This window comes from Pseudomonas sp. ML2-2023-6, from assembly GCF_037055265.1.
Taxonomy (GTDB): Bacteria; Pseudomonadota; Gammaproteobacteria; order Pseudomonadales; family Pseudomonadaceae; genus Aquipseudomonas; species Aquipseudomonas kulmbachensis.
In genome coordinates this window covers 1,688,554-1,710,039 of sequence record NZ_CP146347.1, presented here as the reverse complement: position 1 = coordinate 1,710,039, position 21,486 = coordinate 1,688,554, and the positions used below count along the sequence as shown (strand labels likewise).

Sequence of the window (21,486 nt, the reverse complement as noted above, 5' to 3'; positions counted from 1 at the left end):
CTGGGGCTCCCGAGCGGGAAAATGGAAGCGCGCCATTGTACTCAAAACACCTGCGTCTCTCAACGTAAACCTTTAGAGAGTTTTGCGCTAAGGGCCATGATTTATTGACCCGCAGGGCAGGAACCGCCCAGATACTTCAACCGTGGGAGCGAGCCTGCTCGCGAAGATCATTCGCGAGCAGGCTCGCTCCCACAGGAACAGAGCATCTACAGGTTTACAGCTCCACCTTCACCCACGCCACCGGCTGATCGAGCCAATCGGCGAACTCGTCAAGGAAGCTTTGCTTGAAACCCGCCTCGGCCCAGTTATTGAAAATAAAGCCCAGATTGGAAAACGCACAAGGCTGCAAAAACAGGAAACCATTGATGTCGTCTTCATGAGCGCACAGCGGGCAGATGAAGTTGTCGGTGCGGCCCGGCATCCAGTCTTCAAGGCTGTCGAACAGCGCCTCGCCCACTTCCTTGCGGCACTCGGCACAGCCAGCCTCTTCAAGAAAGCCCTTGGACGGGGTGTAGATACAGCGTTTGGTGATGATCTCGAGACCATTGACCGGCTGACCAAATGGCAACGCCTCGGGGTGCAATACCACCTCTCGGGCGCCCGCTGCGATGGCGTAAGCCATGCCGTTGCCAGTGCGCCCGCAAGTAGTCAGTTCTTGTTCAATGATGTTCTTGCGTACCAGCCAGCGCACGATGGCTCGGGCACGCGGCTCATGAACCGGCAAGGTGGAAATTTTAGGGACGATGATGCTCTGCGAATTCATGGGTACGGCACATGTTGGGAGATGAAAACCTGCTGTCTGTGGGAGCTTAAAGCCTCAACTTCTGAGGTCAAGCGCTCAGGTATCGCGCAATCAGCGCAATTCCACTGGCCAGTACCAACCACGTTACCAGCCGCACAAAAGCCTCACGGGACAATTTGCGGGTCAACCGTCGGCCAATCCACAACCCCAAAGCCATCGCCGGCAACAGACAGGCAGCGAGTAACAGCAACGCGCCATCGGCATACACCCCGGCAATCACAAACAAGCTCAAGCGCACCACAGTGCTGCAACTGATCAGAGCACTTTGCGTGGCGCGAGCCGCATCCTTCGGTAAGCGTGCATTCAAATACAGCGCATACAGAAACCCACCACTGCCGAACAGGGCGCCAAACAACCCGCCCGTGATGCCGGTGGGGATGGCCCAGCCGGCAGCGACCTGCGTCGGCTTGACCTTCACCGCCAGGCTGTACAAGGCATAAGCGGTGATAAAAATCCCCATCAACAGCAACAACAGGTCGGACTTGAGGTTAAGTAAAAACACCACACCGATGACACAACCTATGGCCATGCACGGTAATAAACGCAGCAACTCAGGCCGTGCAACATCGCGGCGCGAAGGCAACCAGTTGCCAAATGCTGCGACAAAATCCAGCAGCACCAGCAAAGGGATGATTTTCGACAAGGGCAGACACAGGATCAGCAGCGGACCTGCGACCAGTGCCGTACCAAACCCGGCCACGCCAAACACGATATACGCCAGCGCAATGGCCAGCTCCAGCAACACCCATTCACTACCGCTAAAAGGCAAATCCATTGCTCAGCTTCCCTGTTTTTAGTGCGCAGACTTCTATCAGACAGGTGCAGTGATAACAATCCGCCCTTATGATGAGGCCCATGATTAAAGACCCCTTTGCAAGACTCAACCTCGACCGAGAAGTCCTGACCGTCAGCCAGCTCAATGGCCGGGCGCGGGTGTTGCTCGAAGACGTGTTCAGCAACATCTGGGTTGAAGGCGAAATATCCAACCTCGCCCGCCCGGCCTCTGGCCATGTGTATTTCACCCTCAAGGACAGTGGCGCCCAGGTGCGTTGCGCACTGTTCCGCAATAGCGCTGCGCGGGTGCGCCAGGCCTTGAAAGACGGCCTGGCGGTCAAGGTTCGCGGCAAGGTGTCGTTGTTTGAAGGGCGTGGCGACTACCAACTGATCCTCGACACTGTAGAGCCCGCAGGCGATGGTGCGCTGCGCCTGGCGTTCGATGCGCTGAAAGAAAAACTCAGCGCCGAAGGCCTGTTCAGCCCCGAACGCAAAGTCGCCCTGCCCGCTCACCCGCAACGCATCGGAATTATCAGTTCGCCAACGGGCGCGGTGATTCGCGACATCATCAGCGTGTTTCGCCGCAGGGCCCCGCAAGTCGAACTGACCCTGATCCCCACCGCCGTACAAGGCCGAGAAGCGACGGCGCAGATTGTCCGCGCCTTGAAGCTGGCCGATGCACGCGGCTTCGACGCACTGATTCTGGCCCGCGGTGGCGGCTCGCTGGAAGACCTGTGGTGCTTTAACGAAGAAGCCGTGGCCCGCGCCATTGATGCCTGTGTGACGCCAATCGTCAGTGCTGTAGGTCACGAAACCGATGTCTCCATTGCCGACTTCGTGGCTGACGTACGGGCGCCAACGCCGTCTGCGGCCGCAGAGTTGCTGGCACCGGACTCCAGCGATCTGCAACGGCGTATCGACAGCCTGCACCGACGTCTGGTGATGCGCATTCGCGACCGCTTGATGCGCGACCGCCTGCGCCTCGACGGCCTGGCCCGTCGCTTGCGTCACCCCGGCGAACGCCTGCGCCAGCAAGCCCAACGCCTGGATGATCTGGACATGCGCATGCGCCGCGCTTTCGAACGCAGCCTCAATACCCGCCGCGAACGTCTGATCCGCCTCGAAACCCGCCTCGCGGCGCAGCATCCGGGCCGCCAGCTGAGCATGCTGCGCCAGCGCCTGGACAGCCTCGCCGAGCGCTTGCCCCGGGCCATGCGCGAAGGGCTGAAAGCACGGCGCCTACAACTGCAAAGTCAGATGCAAACCCTGCATGTGGTCAGCCCGCTGGCGACTCTTGGCCGCGGTTACAGCATCTTGTTGGATGAACGCGGCAACGCCATTCGCAGCGCCGGGCAGACCCATAACGGTCAGCGTTTGAAGGCCAAACTGGGCGAAGGCGAGCTGCAAGTCCGCGTTGAGGACAATCACCTCACGCCCGTCACCCTCTCTTTACTGGATTAACTGATGCCGCGTTTTCTCTCTGCCGTCTTGTTACTGTGCCTGACCCTCAATGCGCACGCTGCTGACAGCTACATCACTCGTTTATTGAACAAACCGGTACCTGGCGGCGTTGCCGTAATTGAGCTGGGCACCGGCGCGCAAGCGCCCAAGGCCACGTACGACGGCAAGCCTGTGCTGGTGATCAAAGAACAGGATACCTGGCGGGCGATTGTCGGCATTCCACTGACAGTCAAACCCGGGGCCCAGCAGATCAGCAGCGGCGGCCGTGAACTGGGCTTTACGGTGGGCAACAAGAAATACCCCGAACAACGCATCACGCTAAAAAACCAGCGCCAGGTCAATCCCAACCCGGCGGATATCAAACGCATCGACAACGAGCTGGCGATTCAGATCAAGGCTTACCGCACCTTCAGCCCCAACAACCCGAGCAACCTGCTGCTGGACAAACCGGTCAACGGACCGCTGTCGAGCAAATTCGGCGTACGCCGCTTCTTTAACGGCGAAGAGCGCAACCCCCATGCGGGCCTCGACTTTGCGGTGCCAGCGGGCACGCCGATCAAAACCCCGGCGGCGGGCAAAGTGATTCTGATCGGCAACTATTTTTTCAACGGCAACACCGTGTTTGTCGACCACGGCCAGGGCTTTATCAGCATGTTCTGCCATATGTCGAAAATCGACACCAAGGTCGGCCAGCAACTGGCCCGTGGTGATGTGGTGGGCAAGGTCGGTTCCACTGGCCGCGCCACCGGCCCGCACATGCACTGGAACGTCAGCCTGAACGACGCACGGGTTGATCCGGCGATCTTTATCGGTGCCTTCCAGCCTTAACGCAAACGCGGCATCAGCCACCCTTGTCTGCCCTGGCAGATTTGGCGTGGCATGCCGAGGCGGCCAAACGAATAAGTGCTGGGGCCCAGTTTCAACACTTGAACATAGACGTCCTCACCTGGCGGGCTCATAAATGCCAGATGCTGATCATCATCAAGCGTGTCACCCTGCTTGCGCGTTACTTTAGTGACCTTGTTTTTCAAATAAGGACCCGCTTGCACATACTTGAAATCAATAAAACGATTAAAGTTGTGCACTCGGGTTTGACCGTTTTTCAAGGTGCGTACTTTACGGCCACTGATCCTTGAAAAACCCAGGTTATTACCATAAAAAAACTGACTGTATGACCCCAGGGTTCGCTCCGCGGTTTGATCGGATGAGCTCACCAGCATTTCAAAGTCCAGATGGCACTCCCATACCACTCGCCCCGCAGAGTAGAACCACGTAGAGACCAGCCAAGGCAAAGCGATGAGTGCGATAAACATCATCCCCGGCACACTCGACTTTACGATGGCCATTATTCGGCCCCCTCCACAATAAAATAGGAAATACACCCTGAAACACTGACTTCTATCGGATCCCGGCATAGAAAGTACCCATAAACGTCATCCCTAAGCGCTCCATTCAAATACACATACCCATAACTCGCCAAGGTCGTGAATGCAGGCGGTTTTTCCTTCAACTTGAGCATATGGGCATTGATTCGTTCAGGGCTTACGTTTAAACCCGGTGCCGAAAACAAATGCAGGTTGTACGCCCCCGGCACCGGTAAGTAGGTTAATTCGATTGCCGGAGACAGCGGCGAACTCAACGTCAACGTATGCCAGCCAAACGCCACAAACGCGTTACACAACAGCAACCCGGCAAGAGATAGATACTTGCGTCTGCTGCTGAAATTTTTCTGTGCCGGCACACCAGGCTGATCACCCGGCATCACCGACAATGGCGTGATATTGCGCCCGCAGCCATGGGCATCACTCGACAGAGGTTGCGTACCGTCACCCAGTTTCTCAATCGATAAAGCATCGCTGACTTTGTAACCAATGCGCGGCACCGTGACCACGTAATCGCAATGCCCCACGGTGGATAAACAGCGGCGGATCTGGGCAATGGATTGGTTGACGCTGTTGGCAGACACCTGCTGCCCGTAACGCTCCCACCCCGCATGCAGCAACTCCTTTTTAGTAACTATGGCGCCCTGGGCCTCAAGTAATGTCGAGAAACAACGACTGGCTGCGGCTCCCAGCACCACGGCCTGAACAACGCCACCGACACCGGATACTTCATACAACTCATCATCAAATAACATTACGCCAGCTATCAAATAACGGGCCATAGTATTACAGCCTTATAAAATGAGTAGACGGACTGCCTGCGTCCGCCCGTTCAACTCCCGAGTTAAACAACACTCTACATCAATCATTTAGCGCTGCGATATCTCACTCACCCGTCTGATCCTTGATTAAGCATCAACTCCCGTTTGATCCCTACACACAATAAACCAACGCTTGCGACATCTCCGTCAATCGAGTGATTGGAATCAGGGTATAAGTAGGAAATTTCAATGATTCGACATTAAAACAAACAGGCCGCACCCTCAACAAACTGACCTGCTGTGCACAGGGCGTCGACCTGATTGTTATCCAGACACGTCACATAGGGGAAATGTGCGCAGAGTGAAGCGGCACGCTGACCGGGTCAAGTCGGGCAACAACCCGACACCGGTACTGTATTAACATAATTATTATGTGAAGGGTTCGCGGGGACCCGCGCACATGCTGCCGTCATCAGTAGTCTTATTAAATACAACGCTCAAGCACTGACTATCACTGTAATCAAACAATCACAATGTTTCTATCGTATGTCAGGTATTGACATCAAATATGATCGTCACCACCCCCGTGTAAGTACTGCCGGGGTTATCGACCATGAGCTCCGTCACCTCAGGCTTTATTTCATAATTCATGGTGGCTCCACGCGACACTTGGACCCCCTCAATATCGAAGCTCACCGCATGGTGTATACCCTGTGCCAGGGGCACTTTAATAGCCGTACGCTTACCGGGCGCTAATGTAATACCGGCTGGAAAACTCACCATAGTATCTACCACCGCCACCTGGGCATTTTTCGTGGCCGACTCTGCGTAAATAGCGCAGTCGGTGCCGACCGAGTATTGACAGTCCAGGTACATTTTAAAATTGCTGGAGGTGGACAGTTTAAAGTTCTGAAACGCACTCAACCCTGGTGCTTTGCGCCCCGAATTAAGCCAGCCCTGCCAGCCTTCCCTAGGTTGCAACACGGCCCGCTGAGAACCGGGCGGGAAGTCCACGCTTAATGCACTGTTCACGACAAATTTGAAATCAAGCACCAGTTGGCTATCGGAGGGCAGCATCAATTCACCGAGGTCATAATCCTGACCCGGCCCCACGCTATAGAGTGTGTTGGCAGCATAATCACCCGGCTCCATATCCAGCGGGTTAGGCATTACAAATTCAAACGCGGTTTGAACCCGCTCATAAATAAAAGGGCCGGGGATGTCGTACAGCGCTTTCTTGGTGCACGTGTCCTTGCTGCGATACTCCCAAAAAAACTCATGGATGGTACTGACCAAATACCACAGCCTCGACGAATAACACGGCGACACCTCATGCCACGTGCCTCCTTGCCAGAGCAACCCGTGTCCCAGGTAGGGCGCCGTCGGGCCTCCCGGGGACAGTTCTGCCGCAGGCCTGGTTAAAACGTAGCGCCCGCCTATCGCAGTTGCCCGAACTTTCAGCTCTGCCTGCGAGCCTGTTTTAGTGTTGACCAACATCACGCTGCGCCAACCTAGGGGGATCTTCATATAGGCCCCTTGCCGTTGATCGTTCGCGTTCGCTGCAGGATCAATACCCGTCGGCGATTCAAATATAACCGGCCAGAGCATGCCCCATGCCCCGCTACACGTTGAAGGCATCCCGCAATGACCTTCGGCGGGCGTTTGCAGGATAAATGTATTCTTCATTGGGTTGTTCGGATCCGGTGTATAGACCGCCTCAATGGTTTTTTCATAGGCTGACGTCGGTAACACGCAGCACATCAATATCAGTGCCACCCCGTAACGGGTGAAGACTTGAGCATTAACAAGTAACGAGAGCCGCATAATAATTACTCAGTTCAAAATGATAAATCACACGCTCCTTGTGCACCCTGTAGCACCTGCATGGCCGCGACATGGCCTCTCACGGCCCTTTCGCAACGCCCACCGAAGAGGGATGGCAGACAATATCGGCCACCAGCAGCACATTGTTTTCGCGCTTATGTTTGCCCGGCTCCAGGAGGACACTGCATGCTGGCTGCCCCCGGTGATTAATTTGCAGGCTGGGAGACGATTCGCTCATTTCCAGTACAAAGAACCCGTCGGCCTCAGTCACACCGCTGCTGGCATGATTAACAATATGTGCGCCCGCCATGGGACGGCCCTGTGGATCAACAAGGCGCCCAAGCACGGACAAGGTTTTGAGTACGCGCACTTTCTGATACATCACCCCGCCCTTATTGAGGTGGTAGCGCGCCTGCGCAGGTTGTATCGACGCGGCGTGAGCATCATTGCCGGTGAAGTCGAAGTGCACCGTGCCACTTTTATAAGCGCCCACCGGCACTACATTTCTGCCGGGTTTAAGCGCAGCGCCAAAACTACCGCCCAAGTCATCAGCGCTTAATACAAGGTTGTCGATGTCCGAATCCAGGTCGACGATCATTGCGCCGTCGCCCCCATAAAAACTACCGCTGGCAGCCACTGTTCCGCCACCCACCGCTACGGTACTGCTGAGGTTCAAACCACCGCTGACCTCGCCGTTATAGGATGAACGCTGAGCATAGGCGTCTCCATTGAGCATCAAGGTTTCAAATTGCGTGGCGCCGTTCAAACCTGCGCCGTAACTGTCGGCCGTGAGGCTGGTCGAGTAGCTTTTGAAAAAAGCACCGTCGAGAGTCTTGTTGTAACCCACTGAGCCATTGAGTTCGCGCTCGCCATCACGGGAGGTTCGGCTGCCGATACTGGCCGTGAGATTGCCACCCGGTTTGCCCAGCGCCAGGTTGATGCTCAGGTCGATCCCGCGATTACGCTGGCTCCCGGTGCTGATGCTCGAAGGGCGGTCAAACAGCGACAGTTGCCAATTCACATCACTGCCAAACAACGTGCTGCTGCGCAACCAGCTCAGATCCACCCCTGTGCCGTTGGTATTGCCGCTGCTGTGGTTAACCCTGCCCGTCAGGCTGCTGGTCAGGCTCAGGCGCTGGGAAAGCGCGAGCGAGGTGCTTTGAGTACGGCCGTTGTAGCCGTTTTTCGGGCGAATCGCGACGGTGTCCAGATAATCGAGGTCGTTTCGGGTATCAAGCCAGGAGCGCGAGTGAGAAAACATCACGCTGCCACCGTGGTATTGATAACGGGCCTGAATGTCCATTCCGGTACCGTAGCCCGCCGTTTGATACACATTGCTGTTGAGACTGATTCTGTCCGACAGGCTCCAATCGATGGAACTGCCGAATTGCATTTTTTGCGCCACACGCTGGGCGTCCATCCCAAGAATGACTCGCGGGTGCAGCAAGTAATTGACCAGGACGCCGTAGGTCAAGCCTTGATCATATTGAATGTCATCGCCCCAGTTGTTGAACAACTGGCGTCGTTTGCCACCGAACACGCTATAGCGCCAGGGTTGATCGGCATTGCGCCAATTGTTAGGTTTGTAGATCACCTCTTCGGTTGTAGAGGTCACTTGACCGTCCTCGATCAAGCGCACCTGGACCGGGTAAATACCGCCGGGCAAGCGCCGGGTGTCGAGTGTTTGCAAGCCACTGGCAACGGCCTGGCTGTAAATCAGAACACCGTCGCGATAGACCTCAACCAGGCCCTGGCGGCTGGGCGTGACATAGACGGGATAAGTGCTGGGGCTTGAGTCGTTGACGGCCAGGCTGTCGCTGGTGCCGTACATGAAACCGAGGGTGGTATCGGGGCTGGCGCCAAAATTGCGCGGGCGTCGATAAACCCCTAACGCATCCGGGGTGAAATACCCCAGACGGAAAAAATTGCCGGCAAATTCACGCTGGCCGTAGAGCTGGTTAAGTGAGTGATAGGTGGGAGAGTCGGGTTCACCGGTACGCGCCAGCTCAGCCGAAGCCACCTGTGTCCAGTTACCGATGCTGCTGCTGGCCTGAACGTTGTAACGCGCTGCCGTGCTGGCTGCGGAGCCACCACCTCGGGCAATGTTCAACTGATTGTGCAGAATCAGGCCAGCACTGCCGTCTTCAGGGAGGCTGTGATATTGCGCAGAAACACCTTCACGTTCGGCGTTATCGGTCAAAATCGAAAATAGAGAGTCTTGCAGGTTGTAATGCAAGGCCACCAGGCCATTTGCACAGTTGCTGGTACAGCTACCCAGCGCAGTCGGCATGGACAACTGAGCCAGCCATTCGGCACGCTCTGCCTCAGGTAATGCGCTTTCTTGTGTATCGGTAAAGCTCAACAGTCGAATTTTCTCATCACGACCGAGGATCACCAGGGCATCGCCAAGCAACTTGGCATTCACATCGATGCGCACGGCCAGAGGCACATCGAAGAAGTGCTCCTGAAAACCATCAGGCAAAGACTCTGCCTGACTTAACACACCTAATTTTGACGGTGAATTAACCTCAGCGTTAAGGCCAGTCGATAATATAATCGAACAGCAAACAGTCAGGGCACGACCCATTACAGAGTTCAATAGTTGGTATCCAGACAAACTGACATCGTTTATGTAAAACCCTCACAACTACACTTTCCAGGCAGCCGAAAACATCGATCGCTGTTCGACCACCCGGAAAGCAAGTTTTAGAACTCAGGTCATACTAAAGACGGTTTAAGGTGTGACCGGGGCAACGGCATCGAAGGTCATATTGACGATGGCACTGTATTCACCCGGAGCATAATCCCGGCCTATATCGGCTGCGGCAATGGTCAGGTCAACACGTTTACCGGCAGCGGCTTCAGTGGCGTTGATAAATTCCTGGCTTGTAGCAGTAAGCTCCTTGTTATTGATATGAACGTAGAGCGGAACCACATCAGTGCCACTCGACAGATAAGGTCCGCCGGCATCGGTCAGACGCGCGGCAATCGCACCTGAACTGTTTTTGACATCAAAAGCCTTGCGCAGAGTGCTCAACTGGCCATATCCCGTGCCCATATTGGGCGTCCACTCCATACGTTGCGGCACACTAATCCAGCCGGTTTCTGCGGGCACGACATAGAAGTTGTCCGATGGAATACTGGCGATCAATTGAATTTGTACATCGACTGGATCAGCAGCCGATACGTGAGTGGCGCCCAGAGTGGCAAGCAAAGCGAGGGCCAACGGACTAACAGTAGCCATAAAAGTACGGTGCATGTTTTACATCCTTTTTCAGGTTTATCGTCAGGGGTGATACATCATTTATGTGCAATTCAAATTCAAACGCGAGTAAATGAAACCGTGCGCTTGGCCGTCCCCTCTTGAAGGACAAAGCTATGGACCTTATTGTGCTCTTTGGTGAAGGTATAAGTTGTACCGGGCAATACGTAGTGCTGAATAATATTCGAGCATTCGTTGGCTTTATCGGCATGGCAACTTTTAACGAAGTCCAGCGCTATAACACTATTGCCTCCGTTATGAACGCTGTACGTATCCTTGTCATCTTTAAGCCGGGTATCGAACGTGACCTTGTCCGGTCTGACAAACAGCAGCGTGCCGAACCCGGTCAACAGGGTTACTTGCGCTGCCAAGTCTTTCTTGTAGGCCTGCTGATCATCCGGACTCTGGTCAAAACTGTCGGCACTGGACGGCAACACGGGAATAAAGCGAACCCGGTAATACCGCTCGTGGTCCCGACGACCCATAAACAACAGACGCGTCGATTGCATGCCATCGGCTGGAATAATCATCCGTGCCGGGCTCGCCAGCAATGTGTCCTGCTCAGCCAACGGCGCAGTTGAGAGCGCTTTTGGCGGCTGCTCGACAGGCTGGCCCTGAGCGTCATAGATGATTTCCTGCACCACTACCTTGACGAATGCAGTGCTGGTCCCGGAGTTATAAATACGTTTCAGGACGGCGCTTTTACCATCCTCCAAAAAGCCGAACATCGGCCCCGGATTGATGGCTGGCGAAGCGATTGCCGAGGCACTCAAGCCCCAAACGCAACCCATCAACAGAAAGAGATAGCTGTAAATACGCATCGTAATACCTGGCGGCTGATAACAGGTCCCTACAGAGCGTGTGACACTGCTGTGGAAGCGGAATCAAGTATTACGAGGATTGGACTGATGAAGTGAAAACCCTCATCAGTGATCATGCCTTAGCACCGTAAAACAAGGCTTTTCACAGGTTTTCACGATTGATGACGGAGCCTGTCACAGCTTTGAGGCACCAAAATTCCTGACCGTCAGCACGCACCCTCCCAGGGTTCAACCGGCACCGACTGTTATTACCTGCGGCAAACAGCACCCGATGTATGCCCGACACTTTTGCTGCGCAATAAATTATGCAACCTGAAGAAAATATCGCGATAAAAATCCAAATATTCGCCATATTCGAGCAGTTATCTCAATGTTATTTGCCTACTTGCCATCCTTCTCACCAATGGTTAGGGTTGAGGTCATGAACACATCTCATACCCTCATTCTGCTTCGCCAACATCGCAGCCTTTGCTTGGTCAGTGCACGACTGCAAAGCTAATTGCGGTGCCTCGCCTTCTGCTTTGTATTTTTCCGGCTGGCCGCATCTGATTAGTCGGCCCGCACATAAAGGATTGCCTGATGACCATGCTCAAAAACCCATCTTCCAAATACCGCGCCTTCCCGGTCATTGATTTGCCTGACCGTACCTGGCCTTCGAAAACCATCACCAGCGCGCCAATCTGGTGCAGCTCCGATTTGCGCGACGGCAACCAGTCGCTGATCGAGCCGATGGATGCGGTGAAGAAACTGCGTTTCTGGAAGACCCTGGTCAGCGTTGGCGTTAAAGAAATCGAGGCGTCGTTCCCGGCTGCGTCCCAGACCGACTTCGACTTCGTGCGCACTCTGATCGAAGACGGCCATATCCCTGATGACACCACCATCCAGGTGCTGACCCAGGGCCGTGAAGACTTGATCGCGCGCACCTTCGAGTCGTTGCGCGGGGCGAAAAAAGCCATCGTTCACTTGTACAACGCCACCTGCCCTGCCTTCCGCCGCATCGTGTTCAATCAGGACAAGGACGGCATCAAGGAAATCGCGGTCAGCGCCGCCAAGCTGTTCGTCAAATACGCCGCTCAGCAGCCTGAAACCCACTGGACCTTTGAGTACTCGCCAGAGACGTTCAGCGCCACCGAACTGGAGTTCGCCAAGGAAGTGTGTGACGCGGTGATCGAGGTGTGGAACCCGACGCCAGAGCACAAGATGATCCTCAACTTGCCTGCAACCGTTGAGTGCGCGACCCCGAACATCTACGCCGACCAGATCGAGTGGTTCGGTCGCCATATCAATCGCCGTGACAGCGTATTGATCAGCCTGCACACCCACAACGACCGTGGTACTGGTGTTGCTGCTACCGAACTGGGCCTGATGGCCGGTGCCGATCGCGTTGAAGGCTGCCTGTTCGGCAACGGTGAGCGCACCGGTAACGTCGATCTGGTGACTGTGGCCTTGAACATGTACACCCAGGGCCTGGACCCGCAACTGGACTTCTCGGACATCGACGGCGTGCGCAAAGTCGTCGAAGAGTGCAACCAGATCCCGGTTCACCCACGTCACCCGTATGTCGGCGACCTGGTCCACACCGCGTTCTCCGGCTCGCACCAGGACGCTATCCGCAAGGGCTTCACCCAGCAAAAACCGGATGCCTTGTGGGAAGTGCCGTACTTGCCAATCGACCCGGCTGATATTGGCCGCAGCTACGAAGCCGTGATTCGGGTTAATAGCCAATCGGGCAAAGGCGGGATTGCTTACCTCCTGGAGCAGGAATACGGCATCAACTTGCCGCGCCGGATGCAGATCGAGTTCAGCCAGGTGGTGCAGCGTGAAACCGACCGTCTGGGTCTGGAAATGACCGCTCAGCAGATTCACAACTTGCTGCGCACTGAGTATTTGCAGGCCAACACGCCGTACGCGCTGGTCAGCCACCGCTTGCAGGAAGAGAACGGCCACAGTGCTGTCGAGGTTGAAGTGTCGGCCAAGGGCGATGGCGAAACCAACCTGCGCTGGAGCGGCAAGGGCAACGGCGCGCTGGAAGCGCTGGTAGCCGGCCTGCCGGTTAATGCCGAAATAATGGACTACAACGAGCACGCGATTGGCGCTGGCACCAACGCCAAGGCCGCGGCCTACATTGAACTGCGAGTCGATGGCGGACGTGCAGTACATGGCGTGGGCATTGATGAAAACATCACCACAGCAAGCTTCAAGGCCCTGTTCAGCGCCCTGAACCGTTCGCTGAGTGAAGTTGAAGCGAAAGCTGCGTAAGCATCGCCAGAAACACAAAAGCCCCCAAGGCGAGAGCCTTGGGGGCTTTTTATTGGCCTGAATACACAACGCCTTTTAGCAGCTGCCGAAGGAGCGAGGCTGCGTTCGGGCGCGAAGCGGCCGTAAATCCTGAGTTCCCTGTTTACCTGGCACACCGCAGTGTCCGATCTTACGACGGCTTCGCCGCCGAACGCAGCCTCGTTCCTTCGGCAGCTGCTACGGAGCGTTCAACAGTCAGCGCAGCTCGAAATCATCTGCATCCAGGTACGCGGGGAAGCGCTCGCGATAAGCCCCCAGCTCGGCTGCATTCAGGCTCATGGTGAAAACACCATCCGCCTCCCCTGCACTGAGCAACGACTCGCCCTGGAAGTCGAAGATGTGACTGTCCCCCGTGTAAACCATCCCTTTACCGTCGGTGCCCACCCGATTCACTGCCGCGACATAACACAGGTTTTCAATGGCCCGTGCAGGCAATAAACGGTTCCAGTGCAATCGACGCGCACCTGGCCAACTGGCGGTGTACAGCAACACGTCGGTGTCATGCGGGTCGCAGCTCCACGCCGGAAAACGCAGGTCATAGCAAATCAGCGGGCGAATCCGCCAGCCTTTGACTTCGAACTGAACCTGACGCTCACCCGGGGTGAAGTGCTCATGCTCACCCGCCATTCGAAACAGGTGCCGTTTGTCGTAGTGCAGCACTTCGCCATCGGGGCGCGCCCACAGCAACCGATTGCGATGACTGCCATCCGCAGCCTGCACAATCACGCTGCCCGTCACCACGGCATTCAACCTTTTAGCCTGCTTGCGCAGCCAGTCAGTGCTCGGGCCGTTTTCAGGTTCAGCCAGAGTCTTGGACTCCATGCTAAACCCGGTGGTAAACATTTCCGGCAGCACCACCAGATCGGCGCCCCGAGCCTGCTCAAGCAGCTCGTCGAAATGCTCGAAGTTAGCCTGGCGGTCATGCCATGCCAGCGTGGTTTGCACCAGCGCCACAGCTAGATCGGGTAAACCACTTAGATCACGCATAGTTTTTCTGCTGCTTCACGCAGCGTCTCCTCGCGTTTTGCAAAACATAGTCGAACCAGCCGCTGCCCTGCGGGCGGGGTCTGGTAGAACACCGACACCGGAATAGTCGCCACGCCGTGTTCGCGGGTCAGCCATACAGCCATGTCGACATCGTTCAGGTCCGGACGAATTCGGGAGTAATCCACCAACTGGAAATAAGTCCCTGCCACCGGTTTGAAGGTAAAACGCGATGGGCTTAACAAATCACAAAACAGGTCTCGCTTGGCCTGGTAAAACCCGGGCAACTCTTCAACGTGCTCAGGGTGAGCGGCCATAAAGTCCGCCAACGCATACTGCAAAGGTGTCACACCACAGAAACTGACGTACTGGTGAACCTTGCGCAACTCGGCGGTCAGGGCAGGCGGTGCGACGACGTAACCGGTTTTCCAGCCTGTCACGTGGTAGGTCTTGCCGAATGAGCTGACAACGAAAGCTCGATGGTACAACTCAGGATGGGACAAAACACTGACGTGGGGCACGCCATCGAACACCAGATGCTCATACACCTCGTCGCTGACGAGGTAGATGTCGCGGTCGGCAATCAGCTTGGCCAACTGATCCAGCTCGGCACGATTGATCAGGGCTCCACTTGGATTGTGCGGACTATTGAGAATGATCATGCGCGTGCGCGGGCTCAGCGCATCTTCCAGTTTCTGCCAGTCAATCGAGAAGTCATCCAACCCCAGTTGCACATGCACGCAACGACCGCCAGCCAGTTCAACCGAGGGCTCGTAGCTGTCGTAGCACGGATCAAAGACGATCACTTCATCGCCGGCATTAATCACGGCCTGGATCGCGCAGAAAATAGCCTGGGTTGCGCCGGGGGTGATCGTCACCTCGGTGTCGGCATCCACCTGAACCCCGTAACTGCGGGCGATTTTTGCCGCCACCTGTTGACGCAATGCAGGCAGGCCGGTCATGGGCGAATATTGATTGTGGCCATTGGCAATATGCTGGCCGACTGCATCACGCAATGCCTGCGGGCCGTCAAAATCGGGGAACCCCTGAGACAGGTTGAGTGCACCGGTTTCTGTGGCGAGCTGCGACATGTGTGTGAAAATAGTTGTGCCGACGTTTGGCAACTTGCTGGTGATCATGGCCGTTCCCTGTTGAGTTCCCGGCACTGACTGCGGCACAGGACCCACCGAGAATAGCCCAAACATCAGACACGAAAAAGGGCCCTTTCGGACCCTTTCTCATTACGCTTTAAGCTTGCGCTATTAGCGTTTGTCTTTGCGGTTTTTCTCGGCTTTCTTGTGGTGCGACATCATGCGGCGCTTCTTGTTGACCTGACGGTCGGTAAGCGAGTTCTTGTTGCCTTCGTACGGGTTCTCGCCACCTTTGAACTCGATGCGGATCGGCGTACCGACCAGCTTCAAGACACGACGGTAGGTGTTTTCGAGATAACGGACATAAGACTTCGGAACCTTCTCAACCTGGTTACCGTGGATCACGATAATCGGCGGGTTAGCACCACCCAAGTGGGCATAACGCAGCTTGATTCGACGGCTATTGACCATCGGCGGCGCGTGCTCGCCAACCGCGTCTTCCAGAATCTGGGTCAAACGGTTGGTCGGCCAGCGGGTAACCGCGGACTTGAAGGAATTCTGCACCGATTGGTACAGGTTACCCACGCCAGTGCCGTGCAGGGCCGAGATAAAGTGAATGTCAGCGAAGTCGACGAAGAACAGGCGACGAGTCAGCTCGACCTTGACGAAATCACGTTCGCTCGGGGTCATGCCGTCCCACTTGTTGATCGCGATGACCAGAGCACGACCGGCCTCCAGTGCAAAGCCCAACAGGTTGAGGTCGTGGTCGACCACGCCTTCACGGGCGTCCATCACAAAGATCACCACGTTGGCGTCTTTGATCGCTTGCAGGGTTTTGACCACGGAGAATTTTTCAACTTCTTCGTGGATCTTGCCGCGCTTGCGCACACCGGCGGTGTCGATCAGCGTGTACTTCTCGTCGTTACGCTCGAACGGGATGTAGATGCTGTCGCGCGTGGTGCCTGGCTCGTCATAAACAATAACCCGGTCTTCACCGAGCATGCGGTTGACCAGGGTCGACTTGCCGACGTTAGGACGACCGATGATGGCGATCTTGATGCCGTCTTTTTCGCTTGGGCCGGGAATGCGCTTGGCTTCCTGACCTTCAAGAACGACTTCGGCTTCGCCTTCTTCTTCCTCTTCCGGATCTTTAGGGAAGTCGCTCAGGGCGATTTCCAGCATCTGGGTGATACCACGGCCATGAGCACCCGCGATCGGGATCGCATGGCCCATGCCCAACGGTGCAAATTCTGCACGCGCCAATTCCGGGTCGATGTTGTCGACCTTGTTGGCAACCACGTAGGAACGCTTGTTACGCTTGCGAAGGTGTTCGCCGATCATCTGGTCAGCGGCGGTGAAGCCTGCTTTTGCATCTACCAGGAACAGAACGACGTCAGCTTCTTCGATAGCCAGCAGCGACTGCTCGGCCATCTTTTCGTCCATACCATGCTCGTCACCGGAGATACCGCCGGTGTCGACCAGAATGTAGGAACGCCCTTGCCACTTGGCCTCACCGTATTGGCGATCACGGGTCAGACCGGACAAGTCGCCAACGATGGCGTCACGAGTCCTGGTCAGGCGGTTGAACAAGGTGGACTTGCCGACATTTGGTCGGCCCACCAGGGCGATTACGGGAACCATGCGGCTCTCCACTTCGTTATTTCAGAAAATACAAAAGCCGCTGCAAGGCAGCGGCCAGAGTTCGGAACAGCACAAATGTGCCGCAAACCTTGCCAGAGCAAGGCTGCCTGAGACTGAAGCCTCAAGCATAGACGCCTTAGCGAATGGTCAGGGCTTCCAGTTTGCCGCTGTTACCAAACACGTAAATCATGTCACCGACCACCAGCGGACGTGCCCGAAGGCCGTCACTGTCAACGCGGGTACGGCCCACGAAACGACCATCGACCTGGCTTAACAGGTGCAGATAGCCTTCCATGTCACCGACCGCCACGTAGCTGGAGAAGACTTCCGGTGCCGACAATTGACGGCGAGCCAGAGCATCATTGCTCCACAGTGAGGTGGTCGAACGCTCGTCAACGCCTTCTACGGTGCCCGACGCCAGGCTGATGTAGACGCTGCCAAAACCTTGGGCGACACCGGCATAGCTGGAAGCATCGCGTTGCCAAAGCACACGACCCGATTCCATTTCCAGTGCCGCCATGCGGCCCTGGTAGCTGGCGACGTACAGTGTACCGCCAGACATCAGCAGGCCACCGTCAATATCGACAATGCGTTCAAGCTCGGAGCGACCTTGCGGGATAGCAACACGTTGCTCCCACACAGGCACACCGTTGCGCGTATCAAGGGCAACCACTTTACCAGTCGACAGACCGGCAATTGCCAGGTGATTGGTCACCAGTGGTGCGCCAGTACCGCGCAAGGTCAGCACACCTGGCGTGCTGTCATACGTCCAGCGTTGATTACCGGTGTCAGCATCCAGACCGATCAGGCGATCGTCCTGAGTCTGTACCACAACGATATCGCCGTTGGTCGCAGGCGGTGCAAGCACCTCGCTGTTAACGCGAGAGCGCCATTTTTCTTCGCCAGTGCTGGCGTCCAGGGCAATCACGTCACCTTGCAAGGTGCCGAGCATGACCAGACCATAGCCCAGGCCTACAGCGCCGGAAACAGGCAGCTCGAGGTCTTTTTTCCACTCGACGTCGCCGTTCATGCGGTCCAGGGACATCACTACACCCGTTACGTCAGCGGCGTAGATGTTGTTACCTTCAACAGCCGGAACCAGCATGTTGTAGGTTTTGCCCTGGCCGTCACCGATCGAACGACTCCATTGCTTTTGCAGCACGACTTCTTCTTTGAAGTCGGTCAGCTCAGCCGGTGGCAGTTCTTTTTTGCTGTTGCTGCTGCAACCCGCGGCCAAAATGACCAGAGCCAGCAGTGCCGCATGTTTCCAACGCATCACGTCACGCATCCCCTTTGACCAGGTCATCGAGCTTGATTTGCAAACCGCCTACTGCTGCCTCATCCGACAATCCAGCCTTGGCTTTTTCGTAGGCTGCGCGTGCGTCGTCGGTGCGACCCTGCTGTACCAGCAAGTCGCCCTTGAGCTCTTCACGGCTGGCCAGGAATGCCTTGTCCGAATCACCTTCAAGCAACTTAAGGGCATCATCAACCTTGCCCTGCGCCGCCAGAACCTGAGCCAGACGCTGACGCGCCACTTCACCCAGGGTGGCATTGGCAGGTTTGTCGACAATGGCTTTCAGCTCAGTTGCCGCGTCATCCAGCTTGCCGTTGTCCACTGCGACCTTGGCCACAAACAGACCGCCAAATTGCGCGTAGGCCGAACCGGCGTACTCGTTTTTCAGCTTGTTGGCCAAGTCAGCCACACGGGCCACATCGGGCTGACCGTCAGGCGTGAGCGTGGTTTCAAGCAATTGTTGGTAGAGAATCGACGCACCCTGCGACTGATTACTCTGATATTTGTGCCAAGCCTGCCAGCCGAACACCACCACCAGCGCCAGCAAGCCGCCAGTGACCAGGGGTTTGCCGTTGCGCTGCCACCAGTCTTTCAACTCGCCCAGCTGATCATCTTCGTTACTCGACACCCCAACACTCCTTTTTCGCTAAATCGGCTGTTTTACAGCTTCAACCCTGCACGATGCAGATGGCCAAGTGCTCAGCAAGAGCATCCCAGGCAATCGTTTGTTGTTCGCCCTGGCCACGCAGGGGTTTGACACCTACCACTTGCTGGGCCAATTCGTCGTCACCCAGGATCAGCGCGTACAGCGCGCCGCTCTTGTCAGCCTTTTTGAACTGGCTTTTGAAGCTGCCTGCACCGGCATTGATCTGCAAGCGCAGGTTCGGGAGCTGATCGCGAACACGTTCGCTCAAAGCCAAGGCTGCCAGTTCGGCGGCCTCACCGAAAGCGCACAGGTAAACATCAACCTGACGCGCGATTTCTTCCGGGATTTGCTCAAGGGTTTCAAGCATCAGGATCAAACGCTCGATGCCCATGGCAAAGCCAACGCCCGAAGTGGGCTTGCCGCCCATTTGCTCGACCAGACCGTCATAACGACCGCCAGCACACACGGTGCCCTGAGCGCCCAGTTTGTCGGTGACCCATTCAAATACGGTTTTGCTGTAGTAATCCAGGCCACGAACCAGTTTTGGATTGATCGTGTATGGAATGCCAGCGGTATCGAGGCGCGCCTTGAGGCCCTCGAAATGCACGCGGGACTCTTCGTCGAGGTAATCCACCATCTTCGGTGCATCGACCAAAACCGCCTGGGTATCGGCATTTTTGGTGTCGAGGACACGCAAGGGGTTGGATTTCAAGCGACGCTGGCTGTCTTCGTCAAGCTCGCCCAGACGCGAGGACAAGTATTCGACCAGTGCCGCACGGTAGCGTGCACGCGCTTCGCTGGTGCCAAGGCTGTTGAGTTCGAGCTTGACCGCATCACGGATGCCCAGCTCGCCCCACAGGCGCCAGGTCAGCACGATCAGCTCGGCATCGATGTCCGGACCATCAAGGTTGAACACCTCGACCCCGATCTGGTGGAACTGGCGATAACGGCCTTTTTGCGGACGCTCGTGGCGGAACATCGGGCCGATGTACCACAATTTTTGCACCTGACCGCCGCCCGTGAGGCCGTGTTCAAGTACAGCACGCACGCACGCCGCAGTCCCTTCAGGGCGCAAGGTCAGCGAATCGCCGTTGCGGTCTTCGAAGGTGTACATCTCTTTTTCGACGATGTCGGTCACTTCACCGATCGAGCGTTTGAACAGCTCGGTGAATTCGACGATCGGCATACGGATTTGCTTGTAACCGTAGTTATCCAGCAAACGCGAAACCTTGCTTTCAAGGTAGCGCCATAGAGGCGTCTGCTCCGGCAGGGTGTCGTTCATGCCACGAATGGCTTGCAAAGACTTGCTCACAATAAATCCTTTATTCGTCTGGTTAGCCGCGCGCGATAACTGCTGCGTCAGCTTCGACCTTTTCGGCCGCCTTCTGCCGGATCAGCTTTTCGAGATGATCCACCAGGTTTTCATTCGTCAGCTTGTGCGACGGCTTACCGTCGATGTAAATCAGGTTAGGTGTACCACCGGTCAGCCCCACATGGGCTTCCTTGGCTTCGCCTGGGCCGTTGACCACACAACCGATCACCGCGACATCCAACGGCACCAGCAGGTCTTCAAGCCGCACTTCTAGTTCATTCATGGTTTTCACCACGTCGAAGTTCTGCCGCGAGCAACTTGGGCACGCGATAAAGTTGATGCCGCGCGAGCGCAGGTGCAGGGACTTGAGGATGTCGTAACCGACTTTTACTTCCTCTACCGGGTCTGCAGCCAAGGAAATGCGAATGGTATCGCCAATCCCGTCGGCGAGCAGCATACCTAGGCCCACGGCAGATTTCACTGTGCCTGAGCGCAAACCACCTGCTTCGGTAATACCCAAGTGCAGTGGCTGGACGATTTCCTTGGCCAGCAGACGGTAGGCTTCAACGGCCATAAACACGTCGGAAGCCTTTACGCTGACCTTGAAGTCCTTGAAGTTAAGGCGCTCGAGGTGTTCAACGTGACGCAGCGCCGACTCGACCAGAGCGGCAGGCGTTGGTTCGCCATATTTCTTTTGCAGGTCTTTTTCGAGCGAACCGGCGTTGACGCCAATGCGGATCGGGATCCCACGATCGCGGGCCGCATCAACCACCGCACGCACACGGTCTTCACGACCGATGTTGCCCGGATTGATTCGCAGGCAATCCACACCCAATTCCGCTACGCGCAGAGCGATCCGGTAATCGAAGTGGATGTCGGCAACCAATGGCACCTTGACCAGTTGCTTGATTCGGCCAAAAGCTTCAGCCGCGTCCATATCCGGTACGGAAATCCGCACGATATCGACACCTGCTGCTTCCAGACGATTGATTTGAGCAACGGTTGCAGCGACATCATTGGTGTCACTGTTGGTCATGCTCTGTACAGCGATAGGGGCGTCGCCACCTACGGGTACATTGCCGACCCAGATTTTGCGCGATTCGCGACGTTTGATTGGAGATTCGCCGTGCATG

Annotated in this window: 18 protein-coding genes; 3 read left to right on the top strand and 15 right to left on the bottom strand. The window is 56.1% G+C overall.

Going from position 1 to position 21,486, the window contains the following annotated elements; all coding sequences use genetic code 11:
• Positions 1-214 precede the first annotated feature (214 nt).
• The gene (locus V6L79_RS07950) at positions 215-763 is read right to left on the bottom strand and encodes a sugar ABC transporter ATPase (protein ID WP_261741078.1); all 549 of its coding nucleotides are present in this window, start codon (positions 761-763) and stop codon (positions 215-217) included.
• Between the two features lie 67 nt (positions 764-830).
• Complete coding sequence (locus V6L79_RS07945; RefSeq protein ID WP_261741077.1) at positions 831-1,577, bottom strand: sulfite exporter TauE/SafE family protein; 747 nt, start codon at positions 1,575-1,577, stop codon at positions 831-833.
• 80 nt (positions 1,578-1,657) lie between these two features.
• Between V6L79_RS07945 and xseA the strand changes: the two genes are divergently transcribed.
• Complete coding sequence (gene xseA / locus V6L79_RS07940; RefSeq protein ID WP_321835874.1) at positions 1,658-3,037, top strand: exodeoxyribonuclease VII large subunit; 1,380 nt, start codon at positions 1,658-1,660, stop codon at positions 3,035-3,037.
• Between the two features lie 3 nt (positions 3,038-3,040).
• On the top strand, positions 3,041-3,865 hold the full coding sequence (locus V6L79_RS07935) for a M23 family metallopeptidase (protein WP_261741075.1): 825 nt from the start codon (positions 3,041-3,043) through the stop codon (positions 3,863-3,865).
• Here the strand turns inward: V6L79_RS07935 and V6L79_RS07930 are convergent.
• The 6 genes from V6L79_RS07930 to V6L79_RS07905 form a co-directional block, all read right to left on the bottom strand.
• On the bottom strand, positions 3,862-4,383 hold the full coding sequence (locus tag V6L79_RS07930; protein ID WP_261741074.1) for a hypothetical protein: 522 nt from the start codon (positions 4,381-4,383) through the stop codon (positions 3,862-3,864). The two genes, V6L79_RS07935 and V6L79_RS07930, sit on opposite strands and share 4 nt — an antisense overlap.
• Entirely contained in the window at positions 4,383-5,201 is an 819-nt protein-coding gene (locus V6L79_RS07925) for a transcriptional regulator (RefSeq protein ID WP_261741073.1), read from the bottom strand. The genes V6L79_RS07930 and V6L79_RS07925 overlap by 1 nt, the downstream gene beginning before the upstream one ends.
• Before the next feature lie 528 nt (positions 5,202-5,729).
• The gene (locus V6L79_RS07920) at positions 5,730-7,004 is read right to left on the bottom strand and encodes a hypothetical protein (RefSeq protein WP_338580055.1); all 1,275 of its coding nucleotides are present in this window, start codon (positions 7,002-7,004) and stop codon (positions 5,730-5,732) included.
• 79 nt (positions 7,005-7,083) lie between these two features.
• Positions 7,084-9,591: a TcfC E-set like domain-containing protein gene (locus V6L79_RS07915; protein ID WP_405046614.1), complete on the bottom strand. Its 2,508-nt coding sequence runs from the start codon at positions 9,589-9,591 to the stop codon at positions 7,084-7,086.
• Between the two features lie 147 nt (positions 9,592-9,738).
• Complete coding sequence (locus V6L79_RS07910; protein ID WP_261741070.1) at positions 9,739-10,263, bottom strand: fimbrial protein; 525 nt, start codon at positions 10,261-10,263, stop codon at positions 9,739-9,741.
• A gap of 62 nt (positions 10,264-10,325) precedes the next feature.
• Positions 10,326-11,087 carry a hypothetical protein gene (locus tag V6L79_RS07905; RefSeq protein ID WP_338580053.1) on the bottom strand — a complete coding sequence of 254 codons (762 nt, stop codon included), beginning with the start codon at positions 11,085-11,087 and terminating at the stop codon, positions 10,326-10,328.
• A gap of 579 nt (positions 11,088-11,666) precedes the next feature.
• Here V6L79_RS07905 and leuA point away from each other — a divergent pair.
• Positions 11,667-13,346, top strand: coding sequence for a 2-isopropylmalate synthase (gene leuA, locus V6L79_RS07900; RefSeq protein WP_261741068.1), 1,680 nt, complete (start codon positions 11,667-11,669; stop codon positions 13,344-13,346).
• Positions 13,347-13,580: 234 nt separating this feature from the next.
• Here leuA and V6L79_RS07895 read toward each other — a convergent pair whose 3' ends face one another.
• The 7 genes from V6L79_RS07895 to ispG form a co-directional block, all read right to left on the bottom strand.
• Positions 13,581-14,372, bottom strand: coding sequence for an amidohydrolase (locus V6L79_RS07895; protein WP_261741067.1), 792 nt, complete (start codon positions 14,370-14,372; stop codon positions 13,581-13,583).
• Entirely contained in the window at positions 14,360-15,508 is a 1,149-nt protein-coding gene (locus V6L79_RS07890) for a pyridoxal phosphate-dependent aminotransferase (RefSeq protein WP_338580052.1), read from the bottom strand. Before V6L79_RS07890 ends, V6L79_RS07895 begins: the two co-directional genes overlap by 13 nt.
• Before the next feature lie 123 nt (positions 15,509-15,631).
• A complete protein-coding gene (gene der / locus V6L79_RS07885) occupies positions 15,632-17,101 on the bottom strand; it encodes a ribosome biogenesis GTPase Der (RefSeq protein WP_261741065.1) in 1,470 nt (489 codons plus the stop codon).
• Between the two features lie 136 nt (positions 17,102-17,237).
• Positions 17,238-18,389: an outer membrane protein assembly factor BamB gene (gene bamB, locus V6L79_RS07880; protein ID WP_261741064.1), complete on the bottom strand. Its 1,152-nt coding sequence runs from the start codon at positions 18,387-18,389 to the stop codon at positions 17,238-17,240.
• The gene (locus V6L79_RS07875) at positions 18,382-19,023 is read right to left on the bottom strand and encodes a tetratricopeptide repeat protein (protein ID WP_261741063.1); all 642 of its coding nucleotides are present in this window, start codon (positions 19,021-19,023) and stop codon (positions 18,382-18,384) included. The genes bamB and V6L79_RS07875 overlap by 8 nt, the downstream gene beginning before the upstream one ends.
• A gap of 40 nt (positions 19,024-19,063) precedes the next feature.
• Complete coding sequence (gene hisS / locus V6L79_RS07870; protein ID WP_338580051.1) at positions 19,064-20,353, bottom strand: histidine--tRNA ligase; 1,290 nt, start codon at positions 20,351-20,353, stop codon at positions 19,064-19,066.
• A 22-nt stretch (positions 20,354-20,375) separates the two neighbouring features.
• Positions 20,376-21,485 carry a flavodoxin-dependent (E)-4-hydroxy-3-methylbut-2-enyl-diphosphate synthase gene (gene ispG, locus V6L79_RS07865; protein WP_048359105.1) on the bottom strand — a complete coding sequence of 370 codons (1,110 nt, stop codon included), beginning with the start codon at positions 21,483-21,485 and terminating at the stop codon, positions 20,376-20,378.
• Position 21,486 lies beyond the last annotated feature (1 nt).

What these genes read in the sequence shown, in the direction of transcription:
- V6L79_RS07950 (WP_261741078.1), bottom strand. Translation starts at nt 763, where the DNA reads ATGAATTCGCAGAGCATCATCGTCCCTAAAATTTCCACCTTGCCGGTT.
- V6L79_RS07945 (WP_261741077.1), bottom strand. Translation starts at nt 1,577, where the DNA reads ATGGATTTGCCTTTTAGCGGTAGTGAATGGGTGTTGCTGGAGCTGGCC.
- xseA (WP_321835874.1), top strand. Translation starts at nt 1,658, where the DNA reads ATGATTAAAGACCCCTTTGCAAGACTCAACCTCGACCGAGAAGTCCTG.
- V6L79_RS07935 (WP_261741075.1), top strand. Translation starts at nt 3,041, where the DNA reads ATGCCGCGTTTTCTCTCTGCCGTCTTGTTACTGTGCCTGACCCTCAAT.
- V6L79_RS07930 (WP_261741074.1), bottom strand. Translation starts at nt 4,383, where the DNA reads ATGGCCATCGTAAAGTCGAGTGTGCCGGGGATGATGTTTATCGCACTC.
- V6L79_RS07925 (WP_261741073.1), bottom strand. Translation starts at nt 5,201, where the DNA reads ATGGCCCGTTATTTGATAGCTGGCGTAATGTTATTTGATGATGAGTTG.
- V6L79_RS07920 (WP_338580055.1), bottom strand. Translation starts at nt 7,004, where the DNA reads ATGCGGCTCTCGTTACTTGTTAATGCTCAAGTCTTCACCCGTTACGGG.
- V6L79_RS07915 (WP_405046614.1), bottom strand. Translation starts at nt 9,591, where the DNA reads ATGGGTCGTGCCCTGACTGTTTGCTGTTCGATTATATTATCGACTGGC.
- V6L79_RS07910 (WP_261741070.1), bottom strand. Translation starts at nt 10,263, where the DNA reads ATGCACCGTACTTTTATGGCTACTGTTAGTCCGTTGGCCCTCGCTTTG.
- V6L79_RS07905 (WP_338580053.1), bottom strand. Translation starts at nt 11,087, where the DNA reads ATGCGTATTTACAGCTATCTCTTTCTGTTGATGGGTTGCGTTTGGGGC.
- leuA (WP_261741068.1), top strand. Translation starts at nt 11,667, where the DNA reads ATGACCATGCTCAAAAACCCATCTTCCAAATACCGCGCCTTCCCGGTC.
- V6L79_RS07895 (WP_261741067.1), bottom strand. Translation starts at nt 14,372, where the DNA reads ATGCGTGATCTAAGTGGTTTACCCGATCTAGCTGTGGCGCTGGTGCAA.
- V6L79_RS07890 (WP_338580052.1), bottom strand. Translation starts at nt 15,508, where the DNA reads ATGATCACCAGCAAGTTGCCAAACGTCGGCACAACTATTTTCACACAC.
- der (WP_261741065.1), bottom strand. Translation starts at nt 17,101, where the DNA reads ATGGTTCCCGTAATCGCCCTGGTGGGCCGACCAAATGTCGGCAAGTCC.
- bamB (WP_261741064.1), bottom strand. Translation starts at nt 18,389, where the DNA reads ATGCGTGACGTGATGCGTTGGAAACATGCGGCACTGCTGGCTCTGGTC.
- ispG (WP_048359105.1), bottom strand. Translation starts at nt 21,485, where the DNA reads ATGCACGGCGAATCTCCAATCAAACGTCGCGAATCGCGCAAAATCTGG.